Origin of the sequence: Streptomyces sp. NPDC006259, assembly GCF_042870975.1 — a bacterium.
In the GTDB taxonomy this organism is placed as follows: Bacteria; Actinomycetota; Actinomycetes; order Streptomycetales; family Streptomycetaceae; genus Streptomyces.
The window spans coordinates 127,377-149,735 of sequence record NZ_JBIAHY010000009.1; the positions used below are offsets into that span (position 1 = coordinate 127,377).

Here is a 22,359-nt window from a genome sequence, read left to right on the forward strand (position 1 = left end):
CGGGCAAAGCCAAGGGGCCGGAAGCGTCGACGCATTGACACTTCTTATGTAACGCTTATAGACCTGTGAGACCCCTGGGGAGGCTGTCGCCGCCGCATCGGGGGCGGCATCTCCCCCTCCGCCCCCCGCAGTTGCACATCACGTAAAGGACAAACGTGTCCCCATCCCGCCGTACCGCCGCTCGTTCGGTACGCATGTTCGGTCTTGCCGGCGCCTCGGCCGCCCTTGTCCTCGGTACCTCCGGCTCCGCCCTGGCCACCGACCCCGTCAGCATCGGGCAGTTCTCCGCGGCAGCCTCCTGCGACGGCTCGAAGGGCGTCATCACCGTCACCAACACGGACGCGACGGCCACCCCCGCGGTCGTCACCGTCTTCCTCCAGAACAACAACGCCGACCTCAAGCGGATAGGCCGGCCCACACCGGTCAAGGGTTCCGCCGAGGGCGACACCGCCGTCTTCGCCGAACAGTGGGAGCCGAACGCCGAGTACCGGGTCCATATCAAGGCCGGCACGTTCGAGGCCGACATCACGCCCAACCTGACCACGCCCGCCAAGGCCTGCGCGGCCGACACCACCCCCACCACCCCGTCGGCCCCGTCGACGCCCTCGACCCCGGCGTCGACCCCCTCCGGCTCCGCCTCGTCCCCGGCCGCGTCGAGGACGCCGACCCCGTCGGCCTCCGAGGGCGACAGCGCCGCGCCCGCGGACACCGCGAGCAACGCGCCCTCGCCGGCGGCCCAGGAGTCCAACCTCGCCGAGACCGGGGCCAGTTCGCGCACCGGTCTGATCGCCGGCATCGCGGCCGTCCTGGTCGTCGTCGGCGGCGGAGCGGTCTTCTTCGGCATGCGCCGCAAGGGCACCGGCAACCGCTGACCGACCGAGTGGCCCGCCCCCTACCGACGAGAGGGAGCGGGCCACTCGCCGGGGCACCCAAAGGCCGTCCTCTCCAGCCACGACCCCCCGTCAGGTGCGCGAGGGGCCGTCCGTCGTACCGATCCGGGCGGGACGATCAGTCGAGCACCACGATCTCGGCCGCGTCGAACTCCGCTCCGACCGTGTCCCCGACCTCCGGCGCGAGCCGCAGCGCGCACGCGGCCTCCAGCCGTGGCGCGTCCGCCGGCTGGAGGTGGACGGCGACATGGGTGCCTCGGAAGGTGCGGGCGGCGACCGTGCACGGCAGTCCCTGTCCGGCGTCGACCAGCCGTACCCCCGCCGGCCGCACCAGCAGCGTGCGGGCGCCCTGCGGGGAACCGGCGGGCACCGGCATCTTGCCCCACGGTGTGTCCGCCGCCTCCGCGGTGACGCTCGCCGCCACCACGTTGTCGAAGCCGAGGAAGCGGGCCACGAACGCGTCCGCCGGCCGCTGCCACACCTCGAGCGGCGTACCGGTCTGGGCGATCCGCCCGTCCCGCATCACCACGACCCGGTCGGCCAGCGCGAACGCCTCGCCCTGGTCGTGGGTGACCGCGAGCACGGTGGTGCCCAGCCGCCCGAACAGTTCCCGGAGTTCGACGACGAGGCGTTCCCGCAGCGACCGGTCGAGCTGCCCGAGCGGCTCGTCCAGCATCAGCAGCCGTGGGCTCGGCGCGAGCGCGCGGGCCAGCGCCACCCGCTGCTGTTCGCCGCCGGAGAGCGCGGCGACCGACCGCCGGGCCGCGTCCGGCAGCCCGACCAGGTCGAGCAACTCGCTCACCCGTTCCCGCTGTCGGCGCCTCTCGGTGCCGCGCATGCGCAGGCCGAAGGCGACGTTGCCGCCCACGTCCCGCTGCGGGAACAGCTGGTGGTCCTGGAACATCAACCCCAGCCCGCGCCGGTGCGCGGGCACGCCCGCCTGGTCGCGCTCGTCGAGCACGACCCGTCCGGCGTCGAGGGATTGCAGCCCTGCCACCGCCCGCAGCAGCGTCGACTTGCCGCTGCCGCTGGGCCCGAGCACGCACACCACCTCGTGCTCGGCGACGGCGAGATCGACGGCGTCCAGCACCGCCCGGCCCCCGAACCGCACGGTCGCGCCTTCGAGCCGCAGCATCAGAACTCCCCCGTACGGTCGGCGCGCAGCCGCTCCAGCACCAGCAGGGCGACCGCGCACACCAGCATCAGAATCGTCGAAAGGGCCATCGCCTGGCCGTAGTTCAGCTCTCCGGCCCGCCCCAGCAGCCGCGCCACGGCGACCGGCAGGGTCGGGTTGTCGGGCCGTGCGATGAACACCGTCGCGCCGAACTCCCCCAACGACACGGCGAAGGCGAACCCGGCCGCGACCAGCAGCGCCCGCCGCACCATCGGCAGGTCCACCTCCCGCCACACCCGCCACGGCGACGCCCCGAGCACGGCCGCCGCCTCCCGCAGCCGCTCGTCCACGGCCCGCAGCACCGGCAGCATGGTCCGCACGACGAACGGCACGCCGACCAGCGCCTGCGCGAGCGGCACCAGGATCCAGGTGGCCCGCAGGTCCAGCGGGGGCTCGTCGAGCGCGATCAGGAAGCCGAAGCCGACGGTCACGGCGGAGACGCCCAGCGGAAGCATCAGCAACGCGTCGAACCCGCGGACCAGGCGCCCGGCGTCCCGCCGGGTCAGGGCCGCCGCCGCCAGCCCGCCGATCGTCACCGCGATCGCGGTGGCGGCGAGGGCGTACTCCAGCGAGTTGCCGATCGCCTCGATCGGCGGGACCAGGAACACGTTGCCGTCGTCGCGGGTCAGCGCCCGGTAGTAGGCGAAGTCGGGGGCGTCGAGGGAGCGCTGCACCAGCACGGCCGGCGGCAGCACGAGCAGCAGCGCCACCGTGCCGAGCACCCCGGCCAGCAGCGCCCACTGGCCGGCGCCGCGGGGCCGGCGCGCCGTCCCGGCCGCGTCGACCAGCCGCAGCGCGCTCTCCCGGCGCCGTACGGTCCAGGCGTGCACGGCGAGGATCGCGCCCACGGCGGCGAACTGGACGATCGTGAGGACGGCGGCCGTCGACAGGTCGAAGATCTCCGCGGTCTGCCGGTAGATCTCGACCTCCAGCGTGGAGAACGTCGGCCCGCCGAGGATCTGCACCACACCGAAGGAGGTGAAGGTGAAGAGGAACACCATGAGCGCGGCGGCGGCCACGGCCGGCCCGAGGGCCGGCAGGGTGACCTGCCGCCAGGCCCGCAAGGGCGAGGCGCCCAGCGTCCGGGCGGCCTCCTCCTGCCGCGGGTCGAGCTGCGCCCACAGCCCGCCGACCGTCCGCACGACGACGGCGTAGTTGAAGAAGACGTGCGCGAGCAGGATCGCCCACACGGTGGTGTCCAGCCGTACGCCCCACAGGTCGTCGAGGAGACCGCCGCGGCCGACCAGCGCCAGGAACGCCGTACCGACGACCACGGTCGGCAGGACGAACGGGACGGTCACCACGGCCCGCAGGACCTGCTTTCCGGGGAAGGAGAAGCGGGCGAAGACGTAGGCGGCGGGCAGGGCGAGCAGCAGGGTGAGCGCGGTGGAGGCGAGCGCCTGCCAGGTGGTGAACCACAGGACGTGCCGGGTGTCCGCCTGCCCCAGCACGTCGAGCAGGCGCCCGAAGTGCCAGCCGCCGCCGGAGTACAGCCCGCGCGAGAGGATCGCGGCGACCGGCCAGGCGAAGAACAGCCCGAAGAACGCGACGGGCAGGACCATGAGTCCCAGCCGCGCCGCGCTCCCGGTACGCCGGCGGCGGGTGGCCGCCCGCCGGTTCACCTCAGTACGAGCGAGGTCCACGACTTGACCCACTGGTCGCGGTCCGCGGCGATCTTCGCCGGGTCCATCGTCTCGGGATCCTTGGCGGCCGGGCCGTACTCGGTGAACTCGGCGGGCACGGCCGCACCCTTCGCCACCGGGTAGACGAACATGTTGAGCGGCATGTCCTCCTGGAACTCCTTGGAGACCAGGAAGTCGAGCAGCGCCTTGCCGCCCTCGCTGTTCCTGGCGTTGCTCAGCAGTCCGGCGAACTCGATCTGCCGGAAGCAGGTGCCGGTCGCGACGCCGGTCGGCGCGGTCGTCGGCTTCGGGTCGCCGTAGATCACCTCGGCGGGCGGCGAGGAGGCGTAGGAGACGACGAGCGGCCGGTCCGCGCCGGCCTTCCTGCCGCCGGCCGAGCCGGAGAACTCCTCGTTGTAGGCCTGCTCCCAGCCGTCGACCACCTTCACGCCGTTGGCCTTGAGCTTCTTCCAGTAGTCCGGCCAGCCGTCGTCGCCGTACTTCGCCGCGGTGCCCAGCAGGAATCCGAGACCCGGCGAGGAGGTGGAGGCGTTCTCGGTGACGAGGAGGTTGCGGTACGCCGGCTTCGCCAGGTCGTCGAAGGTGGCGGGCGGGGCCAGCTTGTGGTCGGCGAAGTACTTCTTGTCGTAGTTGACGCAGATGTCGCCGTGGTCGACCGGTGTGACCCGGTGCTTGGCGGCGTCCAGCTGGTACTGCCCGTCCACCTGGTCGAGCCCGTGGGCCTCGTACGGCTGGAAGAGGCCGTTGTCGAGCGCGCGCGAGAGCAGGGTGTTGTCGACGCCGAAGAAGACGTCGCCCTGCGGGTTGTCCTTGGTGAGGATCGCCTTGTTGACGGCCTGCCCGGCGTCGCCGTCCTTGAGGACCTTCACCTGGTAGCCGGACCGCTTCTCGAAGTCGGCCAGCACCTTCTTGGAGACGACCCACGAGTCATGGCTGACGAGGGTGACGGTCTTGCTCCCGCTCCGCGGGGAACCGTCGTCGTCCGACGATCCGCAGGCGGAGAGCGTGACGAGACCGAGGCCGACGACCGCGGCCACGAACGTCCTGGTGTGCACTGGAATTCCTCCTGGGGGTGACCAGGAAGAGACGCGGCCCCGCCCGGACCCGCGAGGGGCCCGGACAGGGCGCAACAGCTCGAGTGATGACCGAACTTCCTACCCAGAATGACCTGGGCGAGGTTCAGAGGGTCTGCGGCCCGGTTGCCGCACTCTCAGCGCTGTGGCGCTCCCCTGTCGGAATATGAAGATGTCTGGATCATGATCCTGTCTGAAAACAGGACAGTGCTTACGCCGGTCAGACTACCGCTCGGTGGCGGCGAGCTGACCACACGCCCCGTCGATCTCCTGACCGCGGGTGTCCCGGACGGTGACGGGTACCCCGTGCGCCGCGATGGCCTCGACGAACGCCTTCTCGTCCTCGGGCCGGGAGGCGGTCCACTTGGAGCCCGGCGTCGGGTTCAGCGGGATCAGGTTCACGTGCACGGGCCGGCCCTTGAGCATCCGCCCGAGCCGGTCGCCTCGCCAGGCCTGGTCGTTGATGTCACGGATCAGCGCGTACTCGATGGACAGCCGGCGCCCGGACTTCTCGGCGTACTCGAACCCGGCGTCGAGCACCTCGCGCACCTTCCACCGCGTGTTCACGGGGACAAGGGTGTCGCGCAGCTCGTCGTCGGGGGCGTGCAGCGAGATGGCGAGCCGGCACTTGAAGCCCTCGTCGGAGAACCGGTTGATGGCCGGCACCAGCCCGACCGTCGACACGGTGATCCCGCGCTGCGAGAGCCCCAGGCCGTCGGGCGCGGGATCGGTGAGCGCCCGGAGGGCGCCGACGACCCGCTTGTAGTTGGCGAGCGGCTCGCCCATGCCCATGAACACGATGTTGGACAGCCGGGCCGGCCCGCCGGGGACCTCCCCGTCGCGCAGCGCCCGCATCCCGTCCACGATCTGGTGGACGATCTCGGCCGTGGACAGGTTCCGGTCCAGCCCGGCCTGCCCGGTCGCGCAGAACGGGCAGTTCATCCCGCATCCGGCCTGCGAACTGATGCACATGGTGACCCGGTCCGGGTACCGCATCAGCACCGACTCCACGAGCGTGCCGTCGAACAGCCGCCACAGCGTCTTGCGGGTCGTCCCCTCATCCGTCGACAGATGCCGTACGACCGTCATCAGCTCGGGCAGCAGCGCCTCGCGCAGCTTCTCGCGGGCCCCGGCGGGGATGTCGGTCCACTCGGCCGGGTCGTGCGCGAACCGCGCGAAGTAGTGCTGGGACAGCTGTTTCGCACGGAACGGCTTCTCCCCGATCTCCGCCACCGCCTCCTTCCGCTCGGCGGGCGAGAGGTCGGCGAGATGCCGCGGCGGCTTCTTGGCTCCGCGGGGGGCGACGAAAGTGAGTTCTCCGGGCTTCGGCATAACTCTTCCAGTGTCGCAGATCATCCGCGGGGGCCCAGGCCAGGGCGGGGTGGGGGTGGTCACCCGTGGGCACTGACTGTCAGCGTTGGTCGGCCTCGGACGGCCCAGGGACGGCCCAGGACTCAGCCGGCCCCGACCGGCCGTGCTCAGGTAGCGACGCCAGCACCCGTCACTCCAGCTGCACGGGAGCGACTGGGAGCTGTTCCCTGTAGGGCCATGTGAAGGTGCGGTCGGGTTCGAGGTGGGCATCCCCCCAGTGGATGGCATGGATGCCGTTTTCGGCGTCGGCCGTGAAGAACACACAGACCAGCCTGGTGGACGCTCCCAGTTCCTCGAAGACTTCGTGCAGCCCCAGGTACTCCTCGGTCGCAAGGTCCTCATCGACGTCGAACAGGCCTTCCGGAGGCTGCGGCCCGTGCGCCCGAAACAGCCGGTGCCGAGTGGGCGACGCGTTGGCCGGCAGCCGGGCTCGGTCCAGAGGCCTCGGTCTGTCCCCGTACCGAAATGGGAAGAGTGCGTGATCGTTGATCACCGCGTACTCGTACCCGCGCACGTCTCGCACGGCTTCCCCCAGCTCCCGCGCCGTCTCCGCCAGGTTCTCGCGCACCACTCCCGCAAGGGCGACGCCGTACGGACTCCGCTTCTTCAGTCCCGCGGCGAGGTGCGCGGCATGAGCCTTCCCATGCGCCTTGGCCAACTGCACCGGAACCGCAGCGGCAAGCGCGCCGGCATGCCGCCCAAACCGCTCGACGGCCCAGGCCGACGGCCCCACCGGATAGCCACCCAACACCGACATGCAGTGCTCCCCTCCCCCAGGTCCTGCCTCTGAACTGTGTGACACGCACACGAAGGGCGCACAAGGGGGCGATCTGGCCAGGACGCGGCCGCACACGCTCGTTTCTCAGCACAGTCACAACTGATCAGTGGCAGCGCTGAACTTCGGCGGCCTTATTGATCAACTTCCTCACCTTGCTGACGAACTGTCGACGTCCGCTATCGCCTTCAAGCGTCCTGAAGGACAACACTGCCGAGGCAGCCACGAGGCCGAACAGGAGTGCGACCGGTTTCGCCAAAAATACCTGCCCTGTGGCAGCAATGCGTGAGACGCTGATATCTCTTTACTCACGGGAGGGCGGCAGTCATGCATTACGAGTGGCATGAATTTTTGGGCGATTTTGATGTGCCCTGGCCAACGAAAGGCGATGAATGGATCTCCCGCATTAGTAACTACATGACTCAGAATTGCGGCGCGTCTGGTTACGGCAGTAGCAGCGGTGGAGACCTGGGCCCTTTTCTGGAATTTACGGTGACCCTCGGGAGCGAGGGCGAACGAGCCGACACTCGCCTCCTCTTGCTCCCTCAACCGGGGGACAGGATTCAGGTGTGGGCATGCGGTATGGACGCACGAGACATCGACTTGATTGACGCATTTCGGTCGGCAATCAACTTGGCAACAGCAGGAATCCACGAGCCCGTCAAGTCACATAAGTGGTCAGCTGTTATTTCTGAAGCAATTTCACCTTACGGAGACCAACCCAAAAGGCTCCCCAGGAAGCTATCCCTATCACGGATGAAGCTTTCATCCACTGAACGCTACTTCTGGCAGCTCGGACCCACCCCCCTGCCATCTGCGAATTCATGGACATCCCGGCCATCCATCCCAATCCTCATACGAGGAGTAAGTACTGGGTATGACTGGATGCATGCTCAGCGGTCGGCGGCAGAAGAGCTTGGCAGTCTCGTATCCTTTTTGTCTGCCATTTGGGATACAACTATCGAACTGCAGGAATCTCCGGCCCCACTAGAATGGGGCGAGCGGCAGTTGCCTGATCAAGCTGGGTGGATGAGAGCGATGGAGCCTGGCATGATGGAGGCCCCCAATATTGAGGATCTAGATTTCCTGGAAATCCCGGATTGGATCCATGACGCCTGGACCACTATGAATCGGCGCGCAAGGATTAAGGCTGCCGTATCGATCTACATGGAAGCCCTAAGGGTTGAAGTTCGGCACCCCAGTTTGGCTCTCGTTGCTTTTGTCGCCGCCGTGGAGTCAATCTCACTATCGCTATACCATGAGGAGCGCTGCAAATCCTGCTCGAACCACATGAACATCGGAGGTAAATTTAACGAAACCCTTGAACTTGCCACTACCGAATGGGAGCGCGAGAGACTGCGAGCTGCCTACGGAAATAGATCCAATACCGTCCATAAGGGAAGATTGCACGGCAGGGAGCTTACCCCTGGCGCCTTTTCATTTAGCATCCTTTCAAGGATCTCGAATCCATCACTCGAAGCTAGCGATGTGATGATCATGAAGAATGCGGCGCGAAAATTGCTAATAATGGCGATGCGAAATCAGTTGCCAAGTAGAATGCACTACAAAAACCCAGAGTCTTCGCAGTAGCGCCGCCAGGTCGGCGGAGCGGCTTTGGGCTGGAGCTGCTTTGGGGCGAGTGATCATGGCCCCGTAAGCTTCCGGCGCGTCGGGCAGTCTGTGGACCTGCCCGTTAAAGCACGACGTTGGGGCCATGATCTTAGAGGCTCGCCCCAAAGTGGCTGCCTAAAGCCGTGGAGCCGACCGCCCCAGCCACAGAGGGTGCCTCCCCCTTCATGCCCGCAGCCGCCGAGCGCGCCGCCGGGCGCGGCCAGCCGGGGCGCAGACAGGAGGCAGGCCGCGTCGCAGAGGCGGCGCGCGCCCGCGCCGTGCGCGGGCTCTTGATGAAGTAGGGAAAGTTGTACCGCACGCATGATCGAAACCGCTCGATCGTGGCCTGTCGGCTTACCGCTCGTCTCGGCTACCGTTCCATCCATGCCTTCTGCACTGGACACGCCTCAGGGAGCGGCCGAACTCGCCGAGTCCCTGCTTCCTCAGCTCGGGAACCGTTGGCTGCACACTCAGGCTGTGGCCGCTCGGGCTCGCGAGGCTACCGCGGCTGTGTCGGAGGCTGACCGGAATCTCCTCGTCGCCGCAGCCTGGCTGCACGACATCGGTTACGCCCCCGAGCTGCGTGACACCGGGTTCCATCCCCTCGACGGTGCCCGCCACCTGGAATCGCTGGGTGCGCCGGCACGTCTCGTGCGGCTAGTCGCCCACCACTCCGGGGCCGTGTACGAAGCGGAGCAGCGCGGTCTCTCGGCAGAGCTGGCCGTCTACGAGCGGGAGGACTCCCCCGTCCTCGACGCACTGATCTTCGCCGACATGACGACCGGCCCCGCCGGGCAGTCCTTCGACTTCGACACCCGGATTGACGAAATCCTCGTCCGCTACGAGCCGGGCAACGAGGTGCACAACGCGATCAGCAAGGCGCGCCCGTACCTCCAGGCCGCAGTAGAGCGAACCCTCGACCGCATGGTGGCTCAGCCGATGTAGGGCTCGGCCCGGCCGGCCAACCCGTGCTCGATCCGCATGCGCATCGACGGGTGGATGTTCATCTCGTCCAGCTTGCTCGGATCGACGAACGCCACTTCCTTGCTCTCGCTGCTCGTCCGCAGCTGGCCGCCGACGATGCGGGCATGGAAGCAGATGGAGAACTGCTGGCGCACCTCGCCGTCGTCGTACGCCATGACGTGTCCGGGGTTCGTGTAGATCCCGATCAGGCCGGTGATCTCGACGTCGAACCCGGTCTCTTCCTTGGTCTCGCGTACAGCCGCGTCGGGTGCTGACTCGCCCAGATCGATGCCGCCTCCGGGCAGGGCCCACAGGTCGTTGTCGGTCTTGTGGATCAGCAGGACTTCCCCGGCCTCGTTGCGGGCCACGGCGGTCACGGAGGGGACGAGGCTGTTCGCCTTCGGGGCGTTCGGATCGTTGAAGTAGTCGACGCGTGCCATGTGTTCAGCGTCGCACGCCGGGGCCCGGTTATGCCTTCCGCCCCTGCTCCCATGCGTAGTCGAAGCTCCGCATGTAGTGCCGGAACGTCCGCGCTCCCGGTAGGTACTTGAAGTGCATCACGGGGTTCTGTCCGGCGGGAGCTCCCAGCACGTGGGGGTTCACCAGGACGTCGTCGTCGAACCGGTAGATCGAGTTGTAGAGGATCGTGTCGTGCAGCCGGATTTCAACGCCGGGCGTCGACATGGCGGGCTGCAAGTGCCGGCGAGTGATCCGCGCCCGCGCCGCCAGGTCGTCGCCGATTCCCTCCTCTTCGCCACGCTGGCGCACAGCCGCGGACTCCGGGTCACCCAGCAGGATGCGGACCTGGGCGCCGGCCTTCGCCTTGTCGGCCAGCTGGTCCGGCAGGTCCGGGTGACTGTCGAAGAGGAACAGCCCCGCGTACACCAGGATGTCGACCTGGTCCGTCGCCTTCTCGATCAGGGAGGACCACAGCGGGGCAGGCACCGCACCCCGGTGCGGGTAGTACGTGATCAGCTCTGACGCGCTCGCCTTCTCGGCCTGCTTCTCGACTGACGGCCAGACGTAGACCTCGTCGACCCCGAGGAAGCTCGCGGCCTTCCAGCGGTGACCCCGGTGCGGAGTGCGGTTCGTGGTGATCCAGCGCTCGACGCTCTTGGGGTCGACTCCGACGTGCTCAGCAACGGACTGGATCGTCTCGCCCTTCGCCGAAATCGCCGCGCGCAGACGCTCGTTCGCCATGGCGTGCCCTTCCTTGGGACCCGTAGGGACGTTTTGACGATAGCTCAGACGTCCCTAAACGTCCATACGGGCCGTGATGCGTCCACCCCCTCTCGCGGTCTCCTGATCTCACCGACGGAATGTCGGCCAAGAACCCACCACAACAGGAGACAAGACGATGCGTCAGATTCCCGTGGACACCTCCGCCGCGACCGTGATGGTCGCCAAGACCCCGCAGCCCAAGGTGAAGGACCGCCGTACCGGCGAGATCGCCACCGACATGGAGACCGGCGCGAAGCTGATGACCGTGGACGTGATGTTCGCGGCCAACGACGAGGTGGAGATCCTGTCCATCACCGTCCCGGAGCCGGGTATCTCCGGTGAGCTGGCCATGGGCACGCCCGTTGCGCTCACGGGTCTGATCGCGCGGCCGTGGGAGAACGACTTCAACGGCCAGAAGCGGCACGGCATCGCCTTCCGCGCCGTCGCGGTCACGTCCCTGGTCGCCGCTGCCGCGAACTCCACGGCGGCCTGATCATGACCGCCTCCACGGTCGTTCTGGTGCTGGTCGTCGCCGCTGCGGGTCTCCTGCGGTGGCGGCGCCCCGCCTGGTACTGGTTGACCTTCGGCGTCACCCTCGCGAGCGTGCGGGTCCTGGTCCGCTACGCCTCCGTCATGGACGCCTGCGGTCTGACGGTCCCGCCCTCGCGCTGGCGCCTGGCCCTGGCCCGCATCACCAACCGGCCAGTACCGGAGCCGCGTCCGCCGCGCATCCTGCGGTTACGGCCTACCCGGACCGGCCTGGTCCTGCGGCTCAAGCTCCGTCCCGGACAGGACGCCTTCGATGTCGCCGCCGCCTCGGACCGGCTGCGGCACTCGTTCTCGATGTACGGGGTCACCTCACGTGAGCTGCGCTCGGGGGTCGTGGAGCTGCGGATGACCGGTTACGACGTGCTCAAGCGGGTGCAGATGCCCGCCAAGCTCGACGCCTGCCCGATGCGGGTCCCGGTCGCCCTGCGCGAGGACGGCTCGGTGCACTACCGCGACTACCGGGCGATCCCGCACGCTCTCACCCTGGGCGCCACCGAGTCGGGCAAGTCCGTCTACCAGCGCAACCTGGTCGCCGGGCTCGCCCCGATGGATGTCGCCCTGGTCGGCATCGACTGCAAACAGGGGGTCGAGCTGTTCCCGCTGGCCCGCCGGTTCTCCGCGCTGGCCGACAACCCCGACACCGCCGCCGACCTCCTCGACGCACTCGTGTCCCGCATGGAAGGGGTCTACCAGCTCATCCGCGCCGAACAGCGCATCACCGCCGCCGTCCCGGACGCCGAAATCGCCGCCGACATCTGGGACCTGCCCGACCACCTGCGCCCCGTGCCGGTCGTGATCCTGGTCGACGAGGTCGCCGAACTCGCCCTGTTCGCCAGCAAGGACGAGGAGAAGCGACGCGACCGGATCATCACCGCGCTGGTCCGCCTCGCCCAGCTCGGCCGCGCAGCCGGCATCTACCTGGAGATCTGCGGACAGCGCTTCGGCTCCGAACTCGGCAAGGGCATCACCATGCTCCGCGCCCAGCTCACCGGCCGCACCGCCCACCGCGTCAACGACGAAACCAGCGCCAACATGGCCTTCGGCGACATCTCCCCGGACGCCGTCCTCGCCGCCATCCAGATCCCCGCCGAACTGCGCGGCCTCGCCGTCGCCGGGGACTCCACCGGCGGCTGGCACCGCATCCGCGCCCCGCATACCTCGCTCCGCCAGGCCGTGAACACCTGCAACCGGCACGCCGACCGCACCCCGGCCCTGCCCGAACTGGCACCCTTCCGGCCCGAGCTGACCAGCTCCACTGAGGCCCCGGTGCCGCTGGCCAAGACCGCTCCCGCCACGGCCTGACCTCCCCCGCTCCACGGTCGGCACGACCGCCCTGCGCGCCAGATCCCTACCCCCGCCATGCCTGAAGAAGGAGAGGCCCTCTCATGCCCCAACCTCTGACCGCGCTGGATGACCTCCTCCCCAACGACTTCCTCGGCCGGCTTGCCGCCCTGCGGGATGCACGTGATCAGCTGGACCAGCAGATCCGCGCCTACCTGGCCTACGGCCGGGAGTTCACCGGCCCCCGCCCCTACACCCTGGCGTCCCTGGCCGAGGCGGCCGGGCTGTCGATCTCCGGAGTCCGCACCGCCTATACCCCCGCCGACCGCGACGCCGTGGCACGCGCCCTCGGCCGGGCCCCTCTGCGCCGGTCATGAGGACGTCCACCCGCCACGGCCTGCGCGTCGACGCCGTCCTGGTCCAGGCCGTCATCGCCGGGGCCCTGTCCTTCGCCCACCTGCACGACCTGGCCGCCGCTGCCGGACAGGACGGCTGGAAAGCCTGGGCCTACCCGGTCTCGGTGGACCTCCTCCTGGTCGCCGCCTGGCGACGACTCCACTCGGAAGGCCCGTCGCGGCTGGCCTGGTGCTGGTTCCTCATCGCCCTGTTCGCCTCCCTAGGCGCCAACGTCGCCACCGCCGGATTCCTCGACCTGGCCGACCCGCCCGCCCTGCTCCGCCTGGGCATCGCCGGATGGCCCGCCCTCGCCTTCCTCGGCGGCACCCTCCTCGCCCACTCCGCCGACCACCGCACACCCACTCCGCCGGCACCCGCACCGGCCCCGGAACCCGACCGCGCCGACGACCGCACACCGGACCCCGACCCCGTGCCGGACCCGGAACCCGACCTGGCCCCGGCCCCGGCCCCGGCCCCGGTGGAGGAACCTCCGGCCCTTCCGCCCGCCGACCCGGCGCCCGCGGTGCCCGCCGTCCTCGTCGACCACGCCCGCAAGGTCGCCGCCGACTACCGCAACCGCACCGGCGCCCCCATCGACACCGACACCCTGCGCACCCGCCTCGGCGTCCCACCCCACCTCGCCGACGCCATCGCCGCCCACCTCACCTGACCCGGAAGGCAGACCGATGACCTCCGACCCCGCCGACCTGACCGCCGCCAACTACCTCGACAGCGCCCGCGAGATGACCGCCGCCGACCGCCCTTACCTCGCCCACCTGCTCGCCGAGGAAGCCGCCCAGCGCACCACCAACCCGGCCACCGCCGCCGCCATCCGCGCCACCTTCCCCGACCCCACCACCCGGAAGGACTGACCGCCATGCCCGCCCGCGACCACTTCCACTCCGTGATGCGCATCGGCCCCGTACAGATCGGCACCCACCGCGACCGCCACGGCCACACCGCGCACGCCGCCGTCTGCACCGCCGACCGCTGCGGCTGGTCCGCCGACTACTCCAGCCAGTCCGCCGCCCAGCTCGCCGCCCGCACCCACCGCTGCCGCGTCCGCTAGGAGACACCCCTCATGCAGGTCCCCCTCTGGTTCGCCCTCGCCGCCGTCGGCTACCTCGGCGTCAAGTTCCTGCGCCCGCCCTGGTGGCTCGTCGCCGTCCTCCTCCTGGGCGGCTACCTCCTCGCCGACAGCGTCCTGGCCCCCGCCATCGACACCGCCCTCACCAAGTAGTCCGCACCGAAGGGAGAACCGCCATGCTCCGCCCCAAGATCCCCACCATGCCCACCCCCACCGGGCTCATCACCCCGCCCGCCGTCGTCGAGCCGACCGCCGTGGTCCAGCACCACCCGGCGCCCGCCCCGGCCCCGGCCGCGTCGACCCGCCCCACGGTCCAGCTCACCCCCGGCGCGGTCCTCGCCCTCGTCGGCGCCGGCACCGCCGTCGTCCTGGTCGTCGGCGCCGTCCTCGTCTCGATGCTCCTGGCCGTCGCCGTCACCGGCGCGTCCGTCGCCGTCTGCGCCGTGGTGGTCCGCTCGGTCATCGCCTCGCAGCACCGCCGCTGAACGGTCCCAGGGGCGACGCACAAGCCGCCAAGCACGCCGCCGCTCCTGGGACCGGGTTCCGCCCAAACCAACCGCCATCGCCAAGGGACAACGCCACGGACCTGCACATAGCCGCGAGCATCGTGCCGTTACTCGGCTGGGCCGTGCACGGCGGCATCCTCACCCGCCGTCTCGCCTGCGCCCGCCGCGACCCGCTCACCGGCCTGCACACCCGCGCCGGGTGGACCGCCCGCGCCGAGCACCTCATCCGCCGGCACCCGAACGCGGCCGTGCTCCTGGTCGACCTCGACCACTTCAAGACTTTGAACGACACCCACGGCCACGCCGCCGGGGACGCCGCCCTCGTCGCCACCGCAGACCGGCTGCGCACCTGGTGCGGACACAACGGCACCGCCGGACGCCTGGGCGGGGACGAATTCGTCGCCGTGATCCGGGACCTGGCCGTCGCCGACCTCGACGCGCTCACCGCGGCACTGCATCGGCCGCTGCCCTACGCCGGAACGTTCCTCCCGCTGGCCGCCTCGGTCGGCGTCTGCCCCGTCGCGGAGCTGGCGGTGCCGCTCCTCACCGACGCACTCGCCGCCGCCGACGCGGCCATGTACGCGACCAAGGGCCGCACCCGCCGGGGCTCCCGCACCACTCGCTGAAAGGCCACCGGGTGGCGCACAAGCCGCCAAGCACGCCGCCACCCGGGGCCGTTCCTTCCAACCGCAATCGAAAGGAACCACCATCATGGCCCACCACACCCCGCCCCCGCCGAGGATCTGCCCGGCCTGCGACGGCTTCGCCTGCGTCGCTGTCACCCTCGGCGGCCGTGACCACCGTGGCCACCTGCGCACCATCACCGCCCGCTGCCCGGCCTGTCAGGGCACCGGCACCGCCACCGTCCGCCGCTCCCCGGAGGGCGCGCGTGCCTGAGCAGCTGCTCGACCGTGCCACCCTCGGCGACCTGCTGAGGGTGGCTTCGGCCTCTGACTACCACCGCTGGCACGAGCAGATCCGCCGCACCGGCGGCTGCGCCGACCCCATCCACCTGACCGGCTGGGTCCTGCACAAGGACAAGACGACCGGCGAGACCCTGCACCACTACTCCACCGAGGGCGAACCCGGCGGACGGCTCCGCCTCGCCTGCGGCAACCGCCGGGCCTCCCGCTGCCCGTCCTGCGCCTGGACCTACGCGGGCGACACCTACCACCTCATCCGCGCCGGCCTCGCCGGGGACGACCGACGCGACATCCCCGCCACCGTCCGCGACCATCCCCGCGTCTTCGCCACCCTCACCGCCCCCTCGTTCGGCCGCGTCCACAACCGGCCCGACCGGGGCGTCTGCCGCTGCGGCACCCGCCACACCCCCGACGACCCCGCCCTCGGCACCGCCCTCGACCCGGAGACGTACGACTACGCGGGCGCGGTGCTGTTCAACAACCACGCCGGGCACCTCTGGCAGCGCTTCACCAACCGCCTCCGCCGGGAAGTCGCCGCCCGCGCCGGCATCACGCAGCGAGAGCTGAAAGAAGCCGCCCGGCTCTCCTACGGCAAGGTCGCCGAGTTCCAAAAGCGCGGTGCCCTGCACTTCCATGCCGTGATCCGCCTCGACGGACCGGACGGCCCCGGCACCCCGCCGCCGACCTGGGCGACAGTCGACCTCCTCAGTGATGCCATCCGAGCCGCCGCCGCGCACTCCTACACCTCGGTCTCCGTCCCGACCGCCGCCGACCAACCGGCCCGGACCTTCCGCTGGGGCCGACAACTCGACGTCCGCCCGGTCAAGGCCTTCGGGGACGGCTCCGACATCACCGAACAGGCCGTCGCCTCCTACGTCGCCAAGTACGCCACCAAGGCCGCCGAGAACACCGGCACCCTGGACCGCCGCATCGGCGAACTCTCCGAACTCGACCGCCACGGCGTACCCGACCACACCCGCCGCCTGATCGAAGCCTGCAAGCTGCTCGACCCGCTCTACCCGGACCGGCGCCTGTGGGCCTGGGCGCACATGCTCGGCTTCCGCGGCCACTTCTCCTCGAAGTCCCGCCGCTACTCCACCACCCTCGGCGCCCTGCGCCAGGCCCGCGCCGACTACCGCGCCGCGCAGGAACACGCCGCCCTCGGCCTCGACGACCAGGAGCCGGACACCGTCTTGGTCCTCACCAACTGGCAGTACGCGGGCCACGGCCACACCCCCGGCGAATCCGTCCTGGCCGCCACCATCGCCCGCGGCCTCCAACTCAACCGCGAAACCGCCCGCGAAGCCCTGCAAGACCTGGCCCAGGAAGGAGCCGCCGCATGACCGTCCACACGCTTCCCGAGCAGTACCTGACCCCGGCCGACGTCGCCGAGCTACTCGGTGTTCCGGTCGAGACGCTCTACCAGTGGCGGCGCAAGCGCACAGGTCCTCCCGCCTTCCGCGTCGGCCGGCACCTTCGCTACGATCCCGCCCGGCTTCGCCAGTGGGTCGACGGACTGACCGAGGTGGCCGCCTGATGCCCGGCCACGTGCAAGATCGCTGGTACAGGACCGAGGCGGGTCCGGACGGCAAGCCGGTGAAGGTGAAGACCGACCGCTACGGCAGCGGCCTCCGCTACCGGGCCCGGTACGTCGGGCCGGACGGCACCGAAAAGAGCCGGTCCTTCCCCGACCGTCAGAAGCGCAAGGCCGAAGAGTGGCTGGCCGAGACGGCTGCCGACATGTCCCGTGGGCAGTACGTCGATCCCAAGGCTGCCCGGATGACCTTCCAACAGTACGCGGAGCGCTGGATCACCGGTCAGACGACCGACCTCAACACGCGCATCGGAGTGGAGACCCGGCTTCGGAGGCATGCCTTCCCCCGCATCGGGGCGCGTCCGCTCGGATCCTTCCGGCCGGTCCACATCCGTGAGTTCGTGCGTGATCTGGAGATCGACCCGGCGATAGGCGGCAGCTACGCCCGCAACATCTACGCCAACGTCCGCGCGGTGCTGTCGGCCGCCGTGGACGACGGCCACCTCGCCCGGAATCCGTGCTCGGCGGCATCGGTCCGTCCGCCGGCCGTCTCGGCCGCCCGGGTCGTGCCCTGGCTCCCGTCCCAGGTGCGCGCGGTCCGTGACGCTCTGCCGGAGAGGTACCAAGCGATGGTCTCCATGGGCAGCGGCTGCGGTCTCCGCCAGGGCGAGATCATCGGCCTGTCCGAGGACTCCGTGCACCTTGACGGCGACACGCTGCGGGTCACCACTCAGGTCAAGCTGATCCGGGGTGTCGCGGTCTTCGCCCCGCCCAAGGGCAACAAGGAGCGGGACGTGCCGCTGCCGTCCTCGGTGGCCTCCGCCCTGCGCCGGCACATGGAACGTCACCCGCCCGTGGGCATCAAGCTGCCGTGGGGCCGACCGGACGGCCCGCTCACCGAGCGGCGTCTGATCTTCACGAACACGGTCGGCGGAATCGTCTGGCGGAGCAACTTCAACTTCCACGAGTGGAAGCGCGCCCTCGCCGCGGCCGGCCTCATCCCGACGCCGGAAGCCGGGAAGCCGTACGCCTCCGCCCGGCAGCACGGGATGCACGCCCTTCGCCACTTCTACGCGTCGGTCCTCCTGGACGCGGGCGAAAGCATCAAGGCCGTGAGCGAGTACCTCGGGCATGCCGATCCGGCGATGACGCTGCGGGTGTACGCCCACCTGATGCCGTCGAGCCAAGAGCGCACCCGAAAGGCCCTCGACAGTGCCCTACGCAGCCATGACGACGGCTAGGTCACCTCTTCTGGACATCCTGGTTCACCGAAATTCCGGATTCCGCCCTCACCACGCTCGCTGATCCGATTGAATCAGTGCGGACACTGGTTTCGGTGCTTCTTCCGGGCTGCGAGCCCATGCGCGTATCGAACATCCACTCGGAATGTCAGCGCAGGCTCGTTGTTCGGAGGGAGAGCGACTTGGCCACTCTATGGAGCCGCAATGCGGCACTGTGGTCAGCGGTTGTCAAGTGGGTCCGGAGGCGGCTCATGCTTGCGCGTGCCAGCAAAAACTACGGCCGTGCGAAGCGGATGGCCTGGGATGTGCTCGTCGCGGTGGCTGCAACCACCATCACGGCACTCCTGACCGGGCTTCTACACGGCCGGTAGTCCACCGCGGGGTCCCTGAGGCTGACAGGCAATGGGGGCCCCGCTCATGTTTGAGGCCGATGATCGCAACAGATCTTTGACCTCACCCAAGGGCAACGGTTGTTGCGCTTAGTGGTACCACCCTAGCGCCACCTACGAACTTTCGGAGATGGTTCGCTAATCTGGTGTCTCATCAAAGTTCCGAGATTTGGACGGCAGACACTTTTCAAAGTGGTACCACTCCGAAACTTTGCCGGAAGACTCGATCGGCGTGCGCTGTCTTTCGAGGTCTGTCGTCCCATCGCTGTCAGAGGTAGCGCATCAGCTGGCCACACCCTGAAGTCGGCAACAGCTGACAGTCTCAGACGGCCCAGGGACGGCCCACCGGGTACGAGACGGCCCCCTGCTGACGGCAAAACCGCTGGTAGGGGGCTTCTTCATGCCCGTGGGAGATCAGTTCTCCGGGCTTCGGCATAACTCTTCCAGTGTCGCAGATCGACTCGGGTGCCCCGGTCGGCGAGGGACGGGCCCCCGATGGGGCCGGTGCAGCAGTCGGGCCGGTGCAGCAGTCGGCGTGCGCTTCGTCCGGTGCCGTCCGCCGCGGTGCGGCTTCGGCCCGCACCGCCCGTTCCGCGCGAGGAGTGCCTCGCACCACCGGAACGGCAGGTCGCCGGGTATCCGCCGTCCTCGCCCCGTCCGCCGGCCTCGGCAGGTCGCCGGGTATCCGCCGTACTCGCCCCGTCTCCGTCCCCGTCCCCCTGGGCGGGACCCTGTCGGTGCGGCCGGTCACGGGATCGGTGCGGCCGGTCACGGGACGAGCCTCCGTCCGCGGGGACGGGGGCTCGTTCCGGCTGGGTCGAGCAGCGATCAGCCGGACCCCACGAACAGCACGAGCAACAGCCACACCACCGGCGCGGTGGGCAGGAGCGAGTCCAGGCGGTCCATGATGCCGCCGTGGCCGGGGAGCAGGGTGCCCATGTCCTTGATGCCGAGGTCCCGCTTGATCATGGATTCGCCGAGGTCGCCGAGGGTGGCGCTGGCCGCGACCGCCAGGCCGAGCAGCAGGCCCTGCCACCAGGTGCCGTCCTCGATGACGAACTCCATGCACAGCGCGCCCGCGACCATCGCGAACGACACCGCGCCTAGCAGACCCTCGCGGGTCTTGCCGGGGCTGATGCGCGGGGCCAGCTTGTGCTTGCCGAAGCGCCAGCCGACGGCGTACGCCCCGGTGTCGCTGACCACGGTCAGGAGCAGGAACGTCATGACGCGCAGCGCTCCGTCGTCCGCGGTGAGCATCATGGCGACGAACGTGGCCAGGAACGGGACGTAGAAGGCCGCGAAGACACCGGCCGTGACGTCCTTGAGGTAACCCTCCGGCGGTTCCGTCATCCGCCAGACCAGGACCGCCAACGCGGTCAGGGCCATGGCGACCCAGGCACCCTCGGCGCCCCTGACGTACCCGGCGACGACCATCGCCGCGCCGCCGACCGCGAGCGGCACCAGCGGCGCCTTGACGCCCTTGCGCTCCTGGAGCCGGCTGGTCAGCTCCCAGAGGCCGACGACGACGGCGACCGCGATCACGCCGACGAAGGCGGCCTTGACGACGAACAGGGACGCGATGATCACCGCACCGAGCCCGACGCCGACGCCTATGGCCGCGGTCAGGTCCCGTCCCGCGCTCTTCTTCTGCGGGGCGGGGGCCGGCCGTGGTGCGTCGGGCATGGGCTCCGGATTCTGCGGCACCGCCGCAGGGGGCTGTGCCGACGGGGTCTCGTCACGGAACGTCCCCGCCGAGGACGTCTCGTCACGGAACGCCCCGCCGTGGGACGCCCCGCCGTGGGACGCCCCACCGTGGGACGCCCCACCGTGGGACGCACCGTCGCGGAACGTCTCGCCGGGGAACGTCTCGTCTCGGAACAAGGGGCCGCCCAGCCGAGCGGCCCCCCGGTCGTCATCCTGGTTTCCGCCGTGAGCGGGTACGTCGGGGACGATGGGCATGGGGCGAGTCTGCTGCGCCTCAGGCGCATCGTACGCGGGACCCGCCGGGGCAGCCCCCCGGACAGGTCCGTGCGGGACGGCCCCGTGATCGTTGGGCCCCCAGTACCCGGCCTGTGAACCGGCACGTGGCGGAGCGCCCCAGGAAGAGTCGTTCATCAGACCTCGAGCAGCTCCGCTTCCTTGTGCTTCAGGAGCTCGTCCACCTGCGCGACGTACTTCGCGGTGGTGTCGTCGAGTTCCTTCTCCGCACGGCGGCCGTCGTCCTCGCCGACCTCGCCGTCCTTGACGAGCTTGTCGATGGCGTCCTTGGCCTTGCGGCGCACGGCGCGGATGGACACCTTGGCGTCCTCGCCCTTGCTCTTGGCGACCTTGATGTAGTCGCGGCGGCGCTCCTCGGTCAGCTCGGGGAACACCACCCGGATGATGTTGCCGTCGTTGCTCGGGTTGACGCCCAGGTCCGAGTCGCGGATCGCCTGCTCGATGTTGCGCAGCGCGCTCTTGTCGAACGGGGTCACGACCGCCATGCGCGGCTCCGGCACGGAGAACGAAGCCAGCTGGTTGATCGGCGTCGGCGCGCCGTAGTAGTCGGCCACGATCTTGTTGAACATCGCCGGGTGCGCACGGCCGGTGCGGATCGCGGCGAAGTCCTCCTTGGCGACCACGACGGCCTTCTCCATCTTCTCCTCGGCCTCGAGGAGGGTCTCTTCGATCACCACTTGCTCCTGCGTGTCTTGAGTAGGCCCGGCTGCGATTCCTTGCGGAGACGGCGGCCGGCTGCGTCGCGTCTTCTTCCTGCACGGTTCCCGACCGGCAGGACATTGTCCATCCCCCGACCAGGGTCCGTCGCCCGGTCACGTGTTGTCGTACGAACCGGGGTTCCTACGGACCGGACCGGGGAGTTGCGCCGGTCAGGCCCGGCTGCCTTCCTCACTCACCAGCGTGCCGATCTTCTCACCCTTGACGGCCCGCGCGATATTGCCCTCCGCCAGAAGCTCGAAGACGAGGATCGGGAGCTTGTTGTCGCGGCACAGCGTGATGGCGGTGGCGTCGGCGACCTTCAGTTCCCGGGTGATGACCTCGCCGTAGCCCAGAGCGTCGAACTTGACGGCTCCCGGGTTGGTCTTCGGGTCGGAGTCGTAGACGCCGTCCACGCCGTTCTTGCCCATCAGGAGCGCCTCGGCGTCGATCTCCAGGGCGCGCTGGGCGGCGGTGGTGTCGGTGGAGAAGTAGGGCATGCCCATGCCTGCGCCGAAGATGACCACGCGGCCCTTCTCCAGGTGGCGCACGGCGCGCAGCGGGATGTACGGCTCCGCGACCTGCCCCATGGTGATGGCGGTCTGCACGCGGCTGTCGATGCCTTCCTTCTCCAGGAAGTCCTGGAGGGCGAGGCAGTTCATGACCGTGCCGAGCATGCCCATGTAGTCCGAGCGGGCCCGGTCCATGCCACGCACCTGGAGTTCGGCGCCGCGGAAGAAGTTGCCGCCGCCGATGACCACCGCGATCTCCGCCCCGTCCCGCACGACGGCCGCGATCTCACGGGCGATCTTGTGCACCACGTCGGGATCGACACCCAGGCTGCCGCCACCGGCGAAAGCCTCTCCGGACAGCTTCAGCAGGAACCGTCCGTTCGCTTTGCCGACGTCGCTCTTCTGGGCCTTGGTGGTGGTCATGGGAGATCCCGCCTCTTTCACGTGGTGCACATACGAAGAAGGCCACTGCCGGTGGGGTGTTCGCAACCCATGCGCGGCAATGGCCTCCTCGTCAGATCTGCTG

Annotated in this window: 27 protein-coding genes and 1 riboswitch; of the genes, 17 read left to right on the forward strand and 10 right to left on the reverse strand. The window is 69.6% G+C overall.

Going from position 1 to position 22,359, the window contains the following annotated elements; all coding sequences use genetic code 11:
- Window positions 1-155: 155 nt before the first annotated feature.
- Complete coding sequence (locus tag ACFYO5_RS32095) at window positions 156-872, forward strand: LAETG motif-containing sortase-dependent surface protein (protein ID WP_388715574.1); 717 nt, start codon at window positions 156-158, stop codon at window positions 870-872.
- A 136-nt stretch (window positions 873-1,008) separates the two neighbouring features.
- Here ACFYO5_RS32095 and ACFYO5_RS32100 read toward each other — a convergent pair whose 3' ends face one another.
- From ACFYO5_RS32100 to ACFYO5_RS32120, 5 genes are all read right to left on the reverse strand, one after another.
- Window positions 1,009-2,025, reverse strand: a complete 1,017-nt coding sequence (locus ACFYO5_RS32100; RefSeq protein ID WP_388715577.1) for an ABC transporter ATP-binding protein — start codon at window positions 2,023-2,025, stop codon at window positions 1,009-1,011.
- Window positions 2,025-3,626 carry an ABC transporter permease gene (locus tag ACFYO5_RS32105; RefSeq protein WP_388715580.1) on the reverse strand — a complete coding sequence of 534 codons (1,602 nt, stop codon included), beginning with the start codon at window positions 3,624-3,626 and terminating at the stop codon, window positions 2,025-2,027. The genes ACFYO5_RS32100 and ACFYO5_RS32105 overlap by 1 nt, the downstream gene beginning before the upstream one ends.
- A 56-nt stretch (window positions 3,627-3,682) precedes the next feature.
- Window positions 3,683-4,762 carry a thiamine ABC transporter substrate binding subunit gene (locus ACFYO5_RS32110; protein ID WP_388715583.1) on the reverse strand — a complete coding sequence of 360 codons (1,080 nt, stop codon included), beginning with the start codon at window positions 4,760-4,762 and terminating at the stop codon, window positions 3,683-3,685.
- A 78-nt stretch (window positions 4,763-4,840) separates the two neighbouring features.
- Window positions 4,841-4,948, reverse strand: a riboswitch (TPP riboswitch).
- A 57-nt stretch (window positions 4,949-5,005) separates the two neighbouring features.
- Window positions 5,006-6,112: a 23S rRNA (adenine(2503)-C(2))-methyltransferase RlmN gene (gene rlmN, locus ACFYO5_RS32115; protein WP_388715586.1), complete on the reverse strand. Its 1,107-nt coding sequence runs from the start codon at window positions 6,110-6,112 to the stop codon at window positions 5,006-5,008.
- 169 nt (window positions 6,113-6,281) lie between these two features.
- Window positions 6,282-6,908, reverse strand: a complete 627-nt coding sequence (locus ACFYO5_RS32120) for a hypothetical protein (protein WP_388715589.1) — start codon at window positions 6,906-6,908, stop codon at window positions 6,282-6,284.
- A 127-nt stretch (window positions 6,909-7,035) separates the two neighbouring features.
- Between ACFYO5_RS32120 and ACFYO5_RS32125 the strand changes: the two genes are divergently transcribed.
- From ACFYO5_RS32125 to ACFYO5_RS32135, 3 genes are all read left to right on the forward strand, one after another.
- The gene (locus tag ACFYO5_RS32125; RefSeq protein ID WP_388715592.1) at window positions 7,036-7,215 is read left to right on the forward strand and encodes a hypothetical protein; all 180 of its coding nucleotides are present in this window, start codon (window positions 7,036-7,038) and stop codon (window positions 7,213-7,215) included.
- A 38-nt stretch (window positions 7,216-7,253) separates the two neighbouring features.
- A complete protein-coding gene (locus ACFYO5_RS32130) occupies window positions 7,254-8,516 on the forward strand; it encodes a hypothetical protein (RefSeq protein WP_388715595.1) in 1,263 nt (420 codons plus the stop codon).
- Between the two features lie 405 nt (window positions 8,517-8,921).
- On the forward strand, window positions 8,922-9,482 hold the full coding sequence (locus ACFYO5_RS32135) for an HDIG domain-containing metalloprotein (RefSeq protein WP_388715598.1): 561 nt from the start codon (window positions 8,922-8,924) through the stop codon (window positions 9,480-9,482).
- Here the strand turns inward: ACFYO5_RS32135 and ACFYO5_RS32140 are convergent.
- Window positions 9,470-9,940: an NUDIX hydrolase gene (locus tag ACFYO5_RS32140; RefSeq protein WP_388715601.1), complete on the reverse strand. Its 471-nt coding sequence runs from the start codon at window positions 9,938-9,940 to the stop codon at window positions 9,470-9,472. The genes ACFYO5_RS32135 and ACFYO5_RS32140 overlap by 13 nt on opposite strands.
- A gap of 28 nt (window positions 9,941-9,968) precedes the next feature.
- Window positions 9,969-10,700 (reverse strand): XRE family transcriptional regulator, encoded by a 732-nt coding sequence (locus ACFYO5_RS32145; protein WP_388715604.1) that lies wholly within the window; start codon window positions 10,698-10,700, stop codon window positions 9,969-9,971.
- 157 nt (window positions 10,701-10,857) lie between these two features.
- On the opposite strand from ACFYO5_RS32145, the gene ACFYO5_RS32150 reads away from it, so the two are divergent.
- The 13 genes from ACFYO5_RS32150 to ACFYO5_RS32210 all read left to right on the forward strand — a co-directional run bounded on the left by ACFYO5_RS32150 (window position 10,858) and on the right by ACFYO5_RS32210 (window position 18,238).
- Window positions 10,858-11,214, forward strand: coding sequence for a hypothetical protein (locus ACFYO5_RS32150; protein WP_388715606.1), 357 nt, complete (start codon window positions 10,858-10,860; stop codon window positions 11,212-11,214).
- 2 nt (window positions 11,215-11,216) lie between these two features.
- Window positions 11,217-12,572 carry an FtsK/SpoIIIE domain-containing protein gene (locus tag ACFYO5_RS32155; protein ID WP_388715609.1) on the forward strand — a complete coding sequence of 452 codons (1,356 nt, stop codon included), beginning with the start codon at window positions 11,217-11,219 and terminating at the stop codon, window positions 12,570-12,572.
- 83 nt (window positions 12,573-12,655) lie between these two features.
- Window positions 12,656-12,928, forward strand: a complete 273-nt coding sequence (locus ACFYO5_RS32160; protein WP_388715612.1) for a hypothetical protein — start codon at window positions 12,656-12,658, stop codon at window positions 12,926-12,928.
- Window positions 12,925-13,617, forward strand: a complete 693-nt coding sequence (locus tag ACFYO5_RS32165; protein ID WP_388715615.1) for a DUF2637 domain-containing protein — start codon at window positions 12,925-12,927, stop codon at window positions 13,615-13,617. Before ACFYO5_RS32160 ends, ACFYO5_RS32165 begins: the two co-directional genes overlap by 4 nt.
- Window positions 13,618-13,633: 16 nt before the next feature.
- Complete coding sequence (locus ACFYO5_RS32170; RefSeq protein ID WP_388715618.1) at window positions 13,634-13,819, forward strand: hypothetical protein; 186 nt, start codon at window positions 13,634-13,636, stop codon at window positions 13,817-13,819.
- Window positions 13,820-13,824: 5 nt separating this feature from the next.
- Entirely contained in the window at window positions 13,825-14,016 is a 192-nt protein-coding gene (locus ACFYO5_RS32175; protein WP_359775757.1) for a mobile element transfer protein, read from the forward strand.
- Between the two features lie 12 nt (window positions 14,017-14,028).
- Window positions 14,029-14,187 (forward strand): hypothetical protein, encoded by a 159-nt coding sequence (locus tag ACFYO5_RS32180; protein ID WP_094103445.1) that lies wholly within the window; start codon window positions 14,029-14,031, stop codon window positions 14,185-14,187.
- 23 nt (window positions 14,188-14,210) lie between these two features.
- A complete protein-coding gene (locus ACFYO5_RS32185) occupies window positions 14,211-14,519 on the forward strand; it encodes a SpdD-like protein (protein ID WP_388715622.1) in 309 nt (102 codons plus the stop codon).
- Between the two features lie 122 nt (window positions 14,520-14,641).
- The gene (locus tag ACFYO5_RS32190) at window positions 14,642-15,166 is read left to right on the forward strand and encodes a GGDEF domain-containing protein (protein WP_388715625.1); all 525 of its coding nucleotides are present in this window, start codon (window positions 14,642-14,644) and stop codon (window positions 15,164-15,166) included.
- Between the two features lie 85 nt (window positions 15,167-15,251).
- Entirely contained in the window at window positions 15,252-15,437 is a 186-nt protein-coding gene (locus ACFYO5_RS32195; protein WP_388715628.1) for a hypothetical protein, read from the forward strand.
- A complete protein-coding gene (gene repSA, locus ACFYO5_RS32200) occupies window positions 15,430-16,806 on the forward strand; it encodes a replication initiator protein RepSA (RefSeq protein WP_388715630.1) in 1,377 nt (458 codons plus the stop codon). Before ACFYO5_RS32195 ends, repSA begins: the two co-directional genes overlap by 8 nt.
- Window positions 16,803-17,000, forward strand: coding sequence for a helix-turn-helix domain-containing protein (locus tag ACFYO5_RS32205; protein WP_388715633.1), 198 nt, complete (start codon window positions 16,803-16,805; stop codon window positions 16,998-17,000). Before repSA ends, ACFYO5_RS32205 begins: the two co-directional genes overlap by 4 nt.
- On the forward strand, window positions 17,000-18,238 hold the full coding sequence (locus tag ACFYO5_RS32210; RefSeq protein ID WP_388715636.1) for a tyrosine-type recombinase/integrase: 1,239 nt from the start codon (window positions 17,000-17,002) through the stop codon (window positions 18,236-18,238). Before ACFYO5_RS32205 ends, ACFYO5_RS32210 begins: the two co-directional genes overlap by 1 nt.
- A gap of 1,217 nt (window positions 18,239-19,455) precedes the next feature.
- Here the strand turns inward: ACFYO5_RS32210 and ACFYO5_RS32215 are convergent.
- From ACFYO5_RS32215 to pyrH, 3 genes are all read right to left on the reverse strand, one after another.
- Window positions 19,456-20,742 (reverse strand): phosphatidate cytidylyltransferase, encoded by a 1,287-nt coding sequence (locus ACFYO5_RS32215; protein ID WP_388715639.1) that lies wholly within the window; start codon window positions 20,740-20,742, stop codon window positions 19,456-19,458.
- Entirely contained in the window at window positions 20,742-21,299 is a 558-nt protein-coding gene (frr, locus tag ACFYO5_RS32220; protein ID WP_356561943.1) for a ribosome recycling factor, read from the reverse strand. Before frr ends, ACFYO5_RS32215 begins: the two co-directional genes overlap by 1 nt.
- A 195-nt stretch (window positions 21,300-21,494) precedes the next feature.
- Window positions 21,495-22,256, reverse strand: coding sequence for a UMP kinase (gene pyrH, locus ACFYO5_RS32225; protein WP_356561945.1), 762 nt, complete (start codon window positions 22,254-22,256; stop codon window positions 21,495-21,497).
- Window positions 22,257-22,359 lie beyond the last annotated feature (103 nt).